Origin of the sequence: Streptomyces swartbergensis (assembly GCF_002148965.1) — a bacterium.
GTDB lineage: Bacteria > Actinomycetota > Actinomycetes > Streptomycetales > Streptomycetaceae > Streptomyces > Streptomyces swartbergensis.
On record NZ_NGFN01000247.1, the window covers coordinates 1 to 13,429 of the forward strand.

At 72.6% G+C, this 13,429-nt stretch carries 11 protein-coding genes; 5 read left to right on the forward strand and 6 right to left on the reverse strand.

From position 1 onward, the window contains the following. Window positions 1-42: 42 nt before the first annotated feature. Genes CA983_RS30535 through CA983_RS30550 form a run of 4 tightly spaced genes read right to left on the reverse strand, consistent with a single transcriptional unit; the run spans window position 43 to window position 4,178 of the window. Window positions 43-1,326 carry an ABC transporter substrate-binding protein gene (locus CA983_RS30535; RefSeq protein WP_086604050.1) on the reverse strand — a complete coding sequence of 428 codons (1,284 nt, stop codon included), beginning with the start codon at window positions 1,324-1,326 and terminating at the stop codon, window positions 43-45. A gap of 58 nt (window positions 1,327-1,384) precedes the next feature. Then, window positions 1,385-2,146, reverse strand: a complete 762-nt coding sequence (locus CA983_RS30540) for a cupin domain-containing protein (protein ID WP_086604051.1) — start codon at window positions 2,144-2,146, stop codon at window positions 1,385-1,387. Further along, complete coding sequence (locus CA983_RS30545) at window positions 2,140-3,066, reverse strand: DUF6807 domain-containing protein (protein ID WP_086604052.1); 927 nt, start codon at window positions 3,064-3,066, stop codon at window positions 2,140-2,142. Before CA983_RS30545 ends, CA983_RS30540 begins: the two co-directional genes overlap by 7 nt. Next, on the reverse strand, window positions 3,063-4,178 hold the full coding sequence (locus tag CA983_RS30550) for a Gfo/Idh/MocA family protein (protein WP_086604053.1): 1,116 nt from the start codon (window positions 4,176-4,178) through the stop codon (window positions 3,063-3,065). The genes CA983_RS30545 and CA983_RS30550 overlap by 4 nt, the downstream gene beginning before the upstream one ends. A gap of 364 nt (window positions 4,179-4,542) precedes the next feature. On the opposite strand from CA983_RS30550, the gene CA983_RS30555 reads away from it, so the two are divergent. Next, complete coding sequence (locus CA983_RS30555; RefSeq protein WP_086604054.1) at window positions 4,543-6,093, forward strand: alpha/beta hydrolase; 1,551 nt, start codon at window positions 4,543-4,545, stop codon at window positions 6,091-6,093. A 177-nt stretch (window positions 6,094-6,270) separates the two neighbouring features. Here the strand turns inward: CA983_RS30555 and CA983_RS30560 are convergent, their stop codons facing one another. Next, window positions 6,271-6,762, reverse strand: coding sequence for a hemerythrin domain-containing protein (locus tag CA983_RS30560; protein WP_086604055.1), 492 nt, complete (start codon window positions 6,760-6,762; stop codon window positions 6,271-6,273). Window positions 6,763-6,976: 214 nt separating this feature from the next. Between CA983_RS30560 and CA983_RS30565 the strand changes: the two genes are divergently transcribed. From CA983_RS30565 to CA983_RS30580, 4 genes are all read left to right on the forward strand, one after another. Then, the gene (locus CA983_RS30565) at window positions 6,977-8,233 is read left to right on the forward strand and encodes an outer membrane protein assembly factor BamB family protein (RefSeq protein WP_086604056.1); all 1,257 of its coding nucleotides are present in this window, start codon (window positions 6,977-6,979) and stop codon (window positions 8,231-8,233) included. A 271-nt stretch (window positions 8,234-8,504) separates the two neighbouring features. Next, a complete protein-coding gene (locus CA983_RS30570; protein WP_167407502.1) occupies window positions 8,505-9,488 on the forward strand; it encodes a Bug family tripartite tricarboxylate transporter substrate binding protein in 984 nt (327 codons plus the stop codon). Continuing rightward, a complete protein-coding gene (locus CA983_RS30575) occupies window positions 9,485-10,024 on the forward strand; it encodes a tripartite tricarboxylate transporter TctB family protein (protein WP_086604058.1) in 540 nt (179 codons plus the stop codon). The genes CA983_RS30570 and CA983_RS30575 overlap by 4 nt, the downstream gene beginning before the upstream one ends. Window position 10,025: 1 nt before the next feature. Then, window positions 10,026-11,519 carry a tripartite tricarboxylate transporter permease gene (locus tag CA983_RS30580; protein WP_086604059.1) on the forward strand — a complete coding sequence of 498 codons (1,494 nt, stop codon included), beginning with the start codon at window positions 10,026-10,028 and terminating at the stop codon, window positions 11,517-11,519. 55 nt (window positions 11,520-11,574) lie between these two features. Here CA983_RS30580 and CA983_RS30585 read toward each other — a convergent pair whose 3' ends face one another. After that, window positions 11,575-13,428 (reverse strand): DUF2264 domain-containing protein, encoded by a 1,854-nt coding sequence (locus CA983_RS30585; protein WP_086604060.1) that lies wholly within the window; start codon window positions 13,426-13,428, stop codon window positions 11,575-11,577. Between the last annotated feature and the right edge of the window lies 1 nt (window position 13,429).

Consider the following 13,429-nt stretch of genomic DNA (forward strand, 5'->3'; position numbering starts at 1 on the left):
GGGCGGGGGCGCGCTTCGCCTCCGCGGGGATCGCGGTGGTGGTCATGACCTCAGCTCCGCCTTCGCCTCGGTGATGTAGTTCTCGGCCGCCTCGCGGGGCGACATGCGCGCGTAGGACACCTGGTCGTAGTCGCGCTGGAAGGTGGACTGGAGGGCGTTGTCGCCCGCCGGCGGTGCCTGGGGCGGGTCCTTGAGCTTGCCCTCCAGGGAGGCCTGGAAGTCGGCGATGGTCTTGTCGAAGTCCTTGAGCTGCGGGCCGAGTTCGTCGCGGATGGTCTCGTTGACGGGGATGCCCCGGCTGGCGCCGAGGATCTTCGCGGCCTGCCGGTCGTTGACGAGGAAGTCGACGAGCTGCGCCGCCTCCTTGGGATGGCCGGTGTTGGCGGAGACGCCGAGGAACATGGACGGCTTGAAGTACTGGCCGGGTGTGCCGTCCTCGCCGGACGGCATCGGGGCGAGGGTGACTCCGCTCGGGACGAGGGCGAGGTAACCGCTCGCGGGGGCGTCCCAGTTGGCGTCGGACACCGCCTTGCCGCGCCCGAGCGGGGTGTTCTCGACCGAGCCGTCGAGCTGGGTGGTCTGCTCGGCGGGTGAGACGGCGCCCTCGCGGCGCAGTTTGTCGGTGAAGGTCCACCAGCGGGTGAGGTCGTCGGCGGTGAAGCCGAGGCCGCCGCCCTCGGTGTAGAGGGCCTTGCCCTGCCCGCGCAGCCAGACCTCGAAGGCGTCCTCGCTCTGGCCGGGGTCGGTCGCCCCGGGCCTGCCGGTCTTCTTGGCCAGAGCGCGCATGGTGTCAGCCCACTGGCTCCAGGTCCAGCTCTTGCCGGGGAGGGGCACTCCCGATTTCTTCCAGGCCTTGGTGTCGTAGACGACGGTCTCGGTGCCGCGGCCCTGCGGGATCGCGTACTGCACGTCGTCGACACGGCCGGTGGCGAGCAGGCCCTGGTCGATCTCGGAGGTGCGCAGTACGGCCTTCTGCTTCGCCAGGTCGAGCAGGACGCCGCCGGAGGCGTACTGGTCGATCTGGCGGTAGTCCAGCTGCATCACGTCCGGCGCGTCACCGCCGGCGGCCTGGGTGGCGAGCTTCTGCTTGTAGGCGTCGTAGCCGGAGAACGACGTCGTCACGTCGACGTCCGGGTGCTGTTTCTCGAACAGTGCGACGGCCTGCTCGGTGCGTTCCGCGCGGTCGGGGTTGCCCCACCACGTGTAGCGCAGCACGACCTTGCCGCCGCCGGCCGATTCCCCGGATCCTCCGCAGCCCGCCAGCACGGCACACAGTGCCAGTGCGGCGGCCGACGCGCAGAACCCCTTTGTCCTGTGTCCGGGCATGCCGAGGCCACCTCTCCTCTCCTCGGAGTTCGGTTGAGGTCCCCCCTCGTTGGTGCGGCTACTCCCCCTGGTACGGCAGCGTCGTCCCGGGCAGGTTGTACTCGTCCCGCCGGCCGCACATGCCGAAGCCCCCGAGCCGGGTGGGCGCGGCCTCGTGGGCGGTGGCCTCGCCAAGGTAGGCGGGCTCGCCGTCGGCCAGCGCGTCGAGCTGGGCGCCGGTGCGTTCGGCCGTGGCCAGGGCGCCCGCCCGCCACAGGGCGCGCCAGGTGGGCACCTTGTCGCGCACGATCCGGGCGGCGGCCCGCTGGAACTCCAGATACGGGCCGTTGTCGCCGGCGACGAGCGCCTCGCGCAGGGCGAGGTAACCCTCCACGGCGAGGTCCCGGCGGCGCTGGGCGGCCGCCGCCGTCTCCGGTCCCGTGCCGGGCGGCAGGGTCGCCGCGGCGGCGTAGTGGTCGGGGTCGGCGAGCACCTCGGGCGGGAAGGTGAACACGGCGTCCCCGGCCTCCGGCAGGCCGCTGTTCTGCATCAGCACGGTGATGCGCAGATCGCCGCCCTGGACCATGCGGTGCACGGTGCCCGGCGTGAACCAGGCGATCGAGCCGGCTTCGAGGGGAATGTCCCGGTAGCCGTCGGGGCTCAGCGTCTGCACCGCGCCCCGGCCGCCGGTGACGACGTACGCCTCGGTACAGACCAGGTGCAGATGCGGGCTGCCGCCGCAGACGCCGTCGGCGGCCTCCCAGTCGTAGGCGCTCAGATGGGACAGGCCGATCGCGCCGGGCAGCGGGTGCGGCAGGGCGGGCTTGGCGTCGTTCACCACGGCAGGCCCTCCAGGTGCGTGCCGACCCGGTCGCGGTCCCAGGCGCCGTCGGCGACGACGAGCCGGTACCGGAAGGCGAAGGACTCGCCCGGCGGGAGGTCGAACTCATCGAAGAACGCCCAGGAGAAGGCGACCGTCGGGAAGGGTTCGGAGCGGACGAACCAGTGCGACTCGTGGATCGCGGACGTCTCGTCGAGGTTCTCGGGCGCGTGCGCGAAGACGAGGGTGGAGTGGCCGTCGACGTCGTCGTGCTCGGTGGTGAAGGCGAGCCAGGGGCCCTGGGTGCCCATCAGCTTGCCCGCGTCGGCGTCGGTGTCCGGGGCGAAGACCGTGCCGCCGGTGAAGTCGCGCGGGCCGCGCCACTGGAGTCCGGTGTAGCCGGCCATCTCCCGGCCCGCGGTGGTCGGGGAACCGAAGGCCAGGGGCTCGGAGCGGGTGTTGGTGAGGTGAATCGACCAGTCCAGGGCCCAGGCGCCGGCCTCCTCGTCCACCGAGTGGACGGTCAGCCCCCGCACCTCGCGCGCCCACTCCTCACCGCCGTTCTCCACCCAGGTGAGCTCCTCGGTGAAGGCGAGGCGGTCGTCCTCGACCGTGAACTCCGGGAAGCCGTCGTGCCGCATGGAGCCGACGCGCTCGGGCAGGCGCAGATAGCCCTGGCCGTGGACGTAGCAGTTGCCGCCCCAGAAGTTCTGGCCGGACAGATGACTCGCGGTCATCTGGAGGCCCTTGTGCCAGCGGTGGTCGTTCGGGCGGTAGCCGGTGACCGTGCGTCCGGACAGGGTGCGCACCGGGTGGGCGTACGGCTTGCGGGACTCGAAGGGATCCGGGTCGGGCCGGTAGACGTAGCGGAGGATCTCCGTGCCGTTGGCCGCCGTGACGGCGATGTCCTCGCCGTGGGTGTGGGTGACTCGGATGCTCATGCGCGCTCCTTGGGGGCCCAGTCGGGGTACTCGCCGTGCATGGCCTCGTAGAAGGGGTCGCCGGGTCCGATCTCGCCCGCGTGCACGGACCGGCCGGTGAACGCCGCCTTGTACAGGGCGGCGGCGAACTCCAGGGTGGCGCGGGCGTCCTGGCCGCTGCCCGGTGGCCGGGTGCCGTTGTCGTAGGCGTCGAGGAGTGCGCCCAGCTGGGCGGTGTGCGAGCTGGGCACGTCGTTGGCGGGGGTGCGCCAGGCGGTGGTCCGCTCGGAGCCGACGTGCGGGGCCGGGGTGTAGACCCAGCTGTCGTTGGTGTGGCCGTACAGGTGGGTGAGCTCGACGGTGGCGTCCGCGCAGTCGATGCGGATACGGCTGACCTCGTTCGGGGAGAGCACGCTGTTGACGACGGTGGCGAGGGCGCCGCTCCTGAAACGCACCAGTGCGGTGGAGACGTCCTCGCTCTCGGTGTCGTGCACGAGCCGGGCGGCCATGGCCCGGATCTCCTCCCACTCGCCGAGCAGGTGCAGCATCAGGTCGTACTGGTGGATGCCGTGGCCCATGGTCGGCCCACCGCCCTCGCTGGCCCACTTGCCGCGCCACGGCACGGCGTAGTACGCGGCGTCCCGGTGCCAGGTCGTCTGGCAGTGCGCCACCAGCGGGGCGCCCAGCTCGCCGCTCGTGATCAGCTCGCGGGCGTGCACCGCGCCGGAGCCGTAGCGGTGCTGGAAGACGACCGCCGCGTACGCCCCGGAGGCCTCCTCGGCGGCGGCGATCTCGTCGTACTCGGCGAGCGACAGGGTGAGCGGCTTCTCGCACAGCACCCAGGCACCCGCCTTGAGCGCGGCCACCGTCTGGTCGCGGTGCAGGGAGGGCGGCGTCCCGATGAGGACCAGATCGGGGCGTTCGGCGTCCAGCATCGCGTCCACCGAGCTGTACCCGGCGACCTGGCCGCCGGCCAGCTCGCGGAAGGCGTCGAGCCGCTCCTGGTCGACGTCGACGGCGGCGACCAGCTCCACCCGGTCGGAATGGGCCCGCAGCGCGGGCAGATGACTGCCGCTGACGATGGCTCCGGTGCCGACGACGGCCACGCGGCGGCGGGTGGGGGACAAGGACATGCGGCRCTCCTCGGACGGCCGGCGGACACACGCTGGGAAAGCACTTCTGGCAGCACTTTGGAAAGCGCTTGCACTCGGAAGCCGACCCTAGGCGTGAGCGAATGTCTGGACAACCCCCCTGCATCGACCTGCACAGGGTCCGCCCGGGCATTCTCCCAGCTCGGGGCCGAGATTGCGGTTGTTGCGGTGGCCATGGAAACGGCGGCCCCCCGCCTCTGTGCTGGGGCTCGCCCCACCTCGAAGCGGCTGCCAGCCGGAGTGATCGGACGGCGGCCCGTCCCTAGCGTTCTGTCGCACCGCACCCCCTCTCCGGCATGGCCCCGCCCGTCGCGAGGGGCATCGGCGACAGAAAGGACATCCATCCGTGTTATCCCGCTTCCCGGGAACCGCGAGGCGAGCCACCCTCGCCCTGACCGCCGCCGGTCTCGCCTTGACGGCGCTGCCCGCCACGGCCGGGGCGAGTCCCGGCCCCGACCCCCTCGCCCGCTACCACGGCCAGCACCTCACCTGGAAGAGCTGCGTGCTCGGACCGGACGACACGACCGGCAAGGAACTGGAGCAGGAGGGTGCCCGCTGCGCCGACGTGACCGTGCCGCTGGACTACTCGGACCCCGGCGGCCGCACGATCACCCTCGCGATATCCCGCATCCGCGCCACCGACACCGCGCACCGCGTCGGCCCGCTGCTGCTCAACGGCGGCGGCCCCGGCGGAACGTCCCTCGGCGACCCGCCCTGGGTGCGCAAGGCGATGAAGGACGTCGCCGCCCGGTACGACGTGGTCGGTGTGGATCCCCGTTTCGTCGGCCGCAGCACACCACTGGACTGCCACTGGCCGACCGGCTCGGCCTGGCGCGGGGCGGGTGAGGACCGGGCCGGCTTCGACCGCGTGGCCGCGTTCTCGAAGGACCTCGCCCGGCGCTGCCGCACCCACGCGGGCGATGTGCTGCCCCACGCCACCACCCGCAACACCGCCCGCGACATGGACGTCGTCCGGGCCGCGCTCGGTGAGCGGCGGATCTCCTACCTGGGCTACTCCTACGGCAGTTACCTCGGCGAGGTGTACGCCACGATGTTCCCCGGCCGGACCGACCGGGTCGTCCTGGACGGTGTGATCGACCCGGACCGGTACGGGCCCCGGCTGCTCCGAGGCGTCGAGCGGGCCAACCACCGCGCGCTGGAGGGCTGGGCCTCCTGGGCCGCCGCCCGCGAGTCGGCCTACGGACTGGGCCGCACACGGGGCGAGGTGCTGGCGACCGTGGAGCGCGTCCGGAAGGCCGCGGCCCGCACGCCGCTGCGGCTCGGCGACCACCGGCTGGACGAGCACGTGCTGCCGATCGTCGCCTTCAACGGCCTGTCGCAGCACAACGACGCCGCCTACGGGGACTTCGCCCAGGGCGTCCGGGACATGCTGCGGGCGTCGCGGGGGCAGCGGGTCACGCCGTCCCCCTGGCTCGCCGGGGTGCTCGAATTCGTGCTCACGGACACCGACTCCCCCTACGGCAGCGTGCAGACGGCGATCCTGTGCGGCGACGGCCCCGCTCCGCGCGATCCGGAGGTGTACTGGCGCGACGTGCAGCGCACCCGGGCCGAGGACCCGCTGTTCGCGCCCGTCACGCAGAACATCGGCCCGTGCGCGTTCTGGGACCGGCCGCGCGAGCGCCCGACCGCGATCCGGGACGACCTGCCGGCCCTGCTGGTCAACGCCACCGGGGACCCGCGCACCGACTACGCCGGCGCCCGGGCGGTCCGGGAGATGTGGCCCTCCTCGCGCCTGGTCACCCTGACCGGCGCCGACCAGCACGCGGTGTACGGCGTCCACGGCGTGCCGTGCGTCGACGACACGGTCAACACGTACCTGGCCACGGGGCGCCTGCCGGGACGGGACCTCGACTGCCGCGCACCCGCGAACGGCTAGCTGTGTTGTCCGGGCGTGTCCGTGAAGTCCCGTCGTCCGCCCGGAGGGCGGGCCCCGCGGCGTTCGGTGCGTGCCGGGCGTCGCAGGGCAGGTGGGACTTCGCGGACACGCCCCAGTGCACACCGGTGCCCGGACCGTTCCCGGTCCGGGCATCGTGAGCGGACGGGATCGGGGCCCTCAGGACTCGACGATCTTGCGCACGTTGCCGACGGACCCGCAGCCGGCCTTGAGCTGCCGCTCACGCTCCTGCCAGAACGCCCGGCCCAGCTCCTCGCGCCGTTCCATCGCCACGTTCTCGCGCGCGCCGTTGAGGATGGTGCGCTCCTCCTCGTCGGCGTGGTGGGTGACGGCCTGCACCAGCTCCTCGAGCTTCTCGTCCCACTCGTCGGAGCCGACCTCCTCCACTTCGAGGAGTTCCAGGAGGGCCTTGTTGCCCTCGTCGTGCTCGTGCTCGCCGTGCTCGACCTCTTCGTCATCGATGTTCTTGTACCGCTTGAGCGCCGGGTAGACCTTGGCCTCCTCGGCCAGCGCGTGCGCGATCAGCAGGTCCGCGAATTCCCGCAGCGCGCCCGACCGATCGGCTTCGACGCTCCGCATCCGGCGGAAGAGGTCCTCGATGCGCCGGTGGTCCCGGAGGATGAGCTCGACGACGTCTTGTGTATCGGCCATGGAACAGGAACGCCTTTCACGCGAGAGAATCGGGCCACTTTCGTTTACCCCGTTCCTGACGCTTTGTGCATCCAACCTCCGCCCCCCGGTGCCCGGTCCACCCCTGCCCGTGGCATGAAGTCGGCCTTCCCCCAAGGGAGTTGTTCTGTTCCCTGTGGGTAATGGGAGTGGCGGCCGGTGCACCGGCCACTCCATCCGACCCGAGGGGGGTTTCATGGGCAGCACGGCGAGACGCGTCCGGATCAGATCGGGCTGCGTGGTGGCGACGGCCCTGGCGGTTCTGGCCGTCGGCGTCAGCCCCGGCGCAGCGGCGACCGCGGCACCCGCGCCCGCGACGTCGACCACGGAACCGGCGGACGCCACACTGGGATACCGCGCCAACACCCGTCACGACAGCTTCGTCGCCAAGGCCACGGCCGCGCCGCCTTTCACCAAGCTCTGGTCGGCCGACCTGGGCTCGGCCGTCTCCGCGCCGGTGGCGGTCGGTGGGAAGGTCTTCGTGGTGGTCAACGCGGTGGGAGAGGACGAGACCGGCGGCCCGCGCATGGAACTCGTCGGCCTGGACGCGGCCACCGGCAAGAGGCTGTGGCCCCAGCGCCTGATCGCCGACAACGATCCCAAGGCCACGCTGGCCTACGGCGGCGGGCTGCTGTACACCCAGACCGGCAGGGGCGTGGTGACCGCCTGGGACCCGGCGACCGGCAGGCAGCGGTGGTCCCACAGCATCGGATCCGGCATCTGCGAGTTCCCGCCGGCGTGGTACGACGGCGTCCTGTACACCCAGGACGGCCGCGGTACGGCCCTGGCACTGCGAGCGAGCGACGGAGCGGAGCTGTGGCGGGCCCCGCTCGTCGACTGGGGCATCTCACCGGTCGTCGTCGATGACCTCGGCGTGTGGTTCGGCTTCGACAACTACTCGTTCCAGCTCCTGGACCGGAGCAGCGGCCGGGAACTGCGCCGCTACGACGTGCCCGACCTGACCGCGCGAGGCGGCAACCCGATCGCGCGCGGCGCCGGGGCGCTGTGGCTGCGCAGCTCGGCCGCCGACGACGAGCGGACCGTGGCGTACGACCAGAACACCGGCGCCGTCCTGCGCTCCTTCCCCGCCGACGCCACGCCCGCGTTCGGGCCGGGCCGGGTCTACGTGGCCCACCGGGGCGTCGTGAAGGCGCTCAGCACGACGACGTACCAGCCCGCCTGGAGCTACACCAGCCCCCGCCAGGCGGCCACCGTCCGTCTCGTCGCGGGCGGCCACGTGTACGTCCAGGACGGCGACGGCAAGCTGGTCGTCCTGAACGAGCGCACCGGCGCCGTCGTCTGGTCCTACCGGCTGTGGGCCGAGCCGCACCCGACGGAGAACGTGCTCGCGGAGGAGGACTGGCGGGGCTGGGTCAACCCCGGCATCGCGACCGCGGGCGGCCGCGTGTTCGCGCCCGGGCAGAACGGGGTCCTGACCGCGTTCGGGGACTGAGCACACGGGCGACGCCGAGGCGGCCGGTGCCGGCCGCCTCGGCGTCGCGCGCTCGAAGACCCCGGAACACGGGGCGGGAACACAGGTCGCGCGCTCGGCGGCCCCGGGAACTCGCGTCACCGGGGTCACGCCGGTGACCGCAAAGACCACAACCTCCGTTGATTCCGCAAGCGAGACACCTCGTCGGCGTCCGGGCACCATGTGGCCCACGTCACCCTCCCCCACAGGGCCTTCCCTACCCGCAACGACGTACCGACAGGTGGTGGCACTCGTGCGCCTGCGCACTCCCCTCGCCCTGCTCGGGGCCGCCGTGCTCGTGCTCGTCGGACCACCGCTGCTGACCGCCGGCAGCGGCTCCGAGACCGGCACACAGATCCCGGGCCTGCGTTTCATGGTCCCCAACACGCCCGGCGGAGGCTACGACATCACGGCCCGCACGGCCGCCAAGAACGCCGAGGACGCCGGACTGACCCACAACATCGAGGTGTTCAACCTGCCCGGCGCCGGCGGCACGGTCGGCCTGAGCCGGCTGGTCAGCGAGCACGGCAACGGCAAGCTCGCCATGTCCATGGGCCTCGGGGTCGTGGGCGCCGTCCGCTCCAACGACGCGCCGAAGACGCTCGGCGACACCACGCCGATCGCCCGGCTCACCGAGGAGCAGGACGTCGTCGTGGTCGCCAAGGACTCCCCGTACAAGACGATCGACGATCTCATCCGCGCGTGGAAGGAGAACCCGGGCAAGCTCCCGGTGGGCGGCGGCTCGTCGCCCGGTGGGCCCGACCACCTCGCGCCGATGCTGATGGCGCGGGCCGCCGGGATCCCCCCGAAGCAGGTCAACTACATCCCGTTCGACGGCGGCGGCGAGCTGCTCGCGTCGATCCTCGGCAACAAGGTCGCCTTCGGAGTGTCCGGCGTCGGCGAGTACCTGGACCAGATCAAGGCGGGCGAGCTGCGCCTCCTCGCGGTCACCGGCCCCGAGCGCGTCGAGGGGCTGGACGCGCCCACGCTGAAGGAGGCCGGGTACGACGTGAACTTCACCAACTGGCGCGGCATCGTCGCCCCGCCCGGCCTGACCGACGGCGAGCGGGACAAGCTCGTGCGGCTGGTCGAGGAGCTGCACGACTCGGACGAGTGGCGGAAGTCCCTTGAGCAGAACGGCTGGGACGACGCCTTCCTCACGGGCGAGGAGTTCGGCGCGTTCCTCGACGCCGAGGACAAGCGCGTGGTTTCCGTGCTGAAGGAGCTGGGACTGTGACGACGCAGACCACCGACATTCCCCCCGCGGAGCCCGGCGAGCAGCGCTCGTGGCTGCGGGAGCACTCCGAGCTCGGCGTGTGCGCACTGCTCCTGGCGCTCGGCGTGCTCGTCCTGACGGACGCGCTCACCATGGACGTCGACATCGCCCAACGCGGCCCGATCGGCCCGAAGACCGTGCCGGTCGTGGTCGGCGCCGGCCTGCTGGTGATAGCCGCACTGCTCGCCGTGGACGTGCTGCGCGGCGGCCGGGGCCAGGCCGAGACCGGCGAGGACGTCGACCTGTCGGAACCCGCCGACTGGCGCACGGTGCTGCTGCTCGCCGGGGTGTTCCTCGGCTCGGCCGTCCTGATCGAGCCGCTCGGCTTTCCCGTCGCGGGCGCGCTGCTGTTCTGGGGTGCGGCGTTCGCGCTCGGCAGCCGCAGGATCGACCGCGATCCGCTCATCGCGGCCGGGCTGTCCCTCGTCACCTACGTCGTCTTCAACAACCTGCTCGGCGTGCCCCTGCCCGGCGGTCCGCTGATGGGAGTGCTGTGACATGGACGCCTTCAACTCCCTTCTGGACGGCTTCGGTACGGCCCTCACCCCGGTCAACCTGCTCTGGGCCGTCATCGGCGTGCTGCTCGGCACGGCGATCGGCGTGCTGCCCGGCATCGGCCCGGCGATGGCGGTCGCGCTGCTGCTGCCGGTGACGTACGGGCTGGAGCCGACCGGCGCGTTCATCATGTTCGCCGGTATCTACTACGGCGCGATGTTCGGCGGCTCGACCACCTCCATCCTGCTCAACACGCCCGGCGAGAGCGCGGCGGTGGTGGCGGCCATGGAGGGCAACCCCATGGCCAAGTCCGGGCGTGGCGCGCAGGCCCTGGCGGCGGCCGCCGTCGGGCACTTCGCGGGCGGCCTGATCGGCACGATCCTGCTGGTGGCGCTCGCGCCGACGGTCGCCAAGCTGGCGGTGGACATCGGCGCGCCGGACTACTTCGCCATCATGGTGCTGGCGTTCATCGCGGTGACGTCGGTGCTGGGCTCGTCCCGCATCCGGGGCCTCGCCTCCTTGCTCATCGGCCTCACGCTGGGCCTGGTGGGCCTGGACCAGATGACCGGTCAGCAGCGCCTGACCTTCGGCTCGCTCCAGCTGGCCGACGGCATCGACGTGGTGATCGTCGCGGTCGGTCTGTTCGCGATCGGCGAGGCCCTGTGGGTGGCGGCGCACCTGCGGCGCAGCCCGCCGGAGCCGATCCCGGTGGGGCGTCCGTGGCTGGGGCGCGGGGATGTGAACCGGACCTGGAAGTCGTGGCTGCGGGGGCCGTTCATCGGTTTCCCGTTCGGCGCGATCCCGGCGGGCGGCGCGGAGATCCCGACGTTCCTGTCGTACGTGACGGAGAAGCGCCTGTCGAAGCACAAGGACGAGTGGGGCAAGGGCGCCATCGAGGGCGTGGCCGGTCCGGAGTCGGCGGCGTCGGCCTCGGCGGCTGGCACCCTGGTGTCGATGCTGACCCTGGGCCTGCCGACCACGGCGGTCGCGGCCGTCATGCTGGCCGCCTTCCAGCAGTACGGCATCCAGCCCGGCCCGCTGCTCTTCGAGCGCGAACCCGACCTGGTCTGGGGCCTGATCGCCTCGCTCTTCGTCGGCATGGTGCTGCTGCTCGCGCTCAACCTGCCGCTGGCGCCGCTGTGGGCGAAGCTGCTGCGCATTCCGCGCCCGTACCTCTACGCCGGGATCATGTTCTTCGCGGCCGTCGGCGCGTACGCGGTCGGCGGTGAGGTGATCGACCTGGTGATCCTGCTGATCATCGGACTGATCGGCTTCGGCATGCGCCGCTATGGGCTGCCGGTGCTGCCCGCCGTCATCGGGGTGATCCTCGGCCCGAACGCCGAACAGCAGCTGCGGCGTGCGCTCCAGATCAGCGACGGCAGCGTGACGGGGCTGTTCAACACGCCGTTCGCGGTGACGGTGTACGCGGTGATCGTGCTGCTGCTGGCCTGGCCCCTGCTGAGGAAGGCGGTGACGCGCAGGCGCGTGGACGCCTGACGCGCAGGACGCCGTGGGGGCGTGGCTCGGCTGAGCCACGCCCCCACGGCGTTTCTCAGGACACCGACTCCCGTATGCCGTCGGGGAAACGGATCTCCACACTCCCGTCCGCCTCGGCCCACACCCGGGCCCCTTCGACCAGGGCGTGCACCTCCGGGTCGGCACTGAGCACGACCAGCGTCACCATCAGGCGCGTACCACCGGGGTGGGACGGCAGTGTCAGGAACGGCGTCGCCGAGTGGTGCCCGTACGCGTTGCTGCCCACGGCCGCTACGACCGCCCCCTCGTCCTCGCTCCAACCGTGCAGGCCGACGAGCGTGCTGGTCAGGCCGTCCGTGCGCCGGACCAGTGCCCACCCGGGGCCGGTCCGGGCGGCTGGTGGCGCGGAGTCGTCGGCGACGGCCCAGCCGCCCTCGCGCACGGGCGTGCCGGGGGGCGCGTCGACGCGGTGCACCCGGACCTCCCAGGGGCCGTGCACCACGCTGACCGTCTCGATGCGGTGGCCTTCGCTGTCGCCCGGGAGCAGGGCGCGGTGCCAGGAGGCGGCCCGGGGGCCTTCGACGCCGAGGGGGTGGATGCGACCGCGGGGGGTGGGAGTGCCGTCGGGGGCGAGCAGCGCGATGTGGTTGTCGGGGCCCGCCCGGGGTGCCGGTGGTGTCTCGGGGGCCGTGRCGCTGGAGTAGGCGAAGCGGGCGTAGTGCGGGCTGTCGTCGGCTGTCGCCGGTGGGGGCGGCAGGCGGTCGCTGCCGTGGTTGACGAGCCGGACGATCCCGTCGGCCGCCGTGGAGTGCAGGAGCCAGCCCGGCGCCGGTAACGCGAGGCGCACGTCGGCCGTCTCCACCGGGCCGGGTTCCTCGGGTGCCGTCCACACGGGGTGGTCGGCGGGCAGGAGCAGGCCGAGGAAGGCCTTGCTCGCCCAGTACGGGGAGGCCGGGCCCGAGTACCGCTGGGTGACGGGGAGGAAGGGCCCGTACCAGCCGAGCGTGAGCAGCCCGTGCTCGTCGGGCACGCCGCGCTCGGCGAAGTGCTTCAGCGCCCCGGAGGCGAGACGGCGGGTGCGACCGGGCGGCAGCGGGGTGGCGTCGGCGAGGACGCCCGCCCACAGCGGGGCCGCCGTCGCGAACCGGTAGGTGAGCGAACGGCCCTGGTGGACGGGCGCGCCGTCGGCACCGAAGAAGTGCTGGTGGTCGCGGAGGAACGAGCGCAGGCGCGCCCGGTGTTCCGCCACCAGCCGGGGGTCGGCGCGCGGCCCCGCGATCCGGGCCCACAGGACCGGATACAGGTGCAGCGCCCAGGCGTTGTAGTAGTCGAACTTGCGGCCGTCGCCGTCGGTGTACCAGCCGCCGCCCCGGTACCAGTCCTCCAGGCGTGCGAGGCCGGCGTCGATCTCGCTGCGGCTGTGCGGGGCGCCGACGGAGGCGAGGAACTCCTCGGTGATGACCTGGAACAGCCGCCAGTTGGAGTCGTTGACCACGGCTCCGACGAAGCCGCCCAGCCAGTCGGCGATCCGCTGCCGTACCCGGTCGTCGAGCCGGTCCCAGATCCAGGGGCGGGTCTCGTGCAGGGCGATCGCGAGGGACGCGGCCTCGACCATGGGCTGGGACCGGTCGGTGATGGGCGGCCAGCGGTCGGGGCCGCGCGGGTCGGTGCCGGCCGTGAGCCCGGCCGCGTACCGCTCGATCAGGCCGGGCACGCCCCGCCCGCCGGACCCGGCGATGCGGAACGCGGCCAGCAGGAAGGAGCGGGCGAACCCTTCGAGACCGTCCGACCAGGGACCGGAGTGGCTGGGCGGGCCGGGCAGCCGGTACTGGGCCAGGCCCGGGGAGGCGTAGGGCGTCAGGGCGTCGAGGAGGCGGTCGGCGATGGCCTCCCAGTGGGCTCGGGTCCAGCCGGTGAGGGGCGAGGTCAGC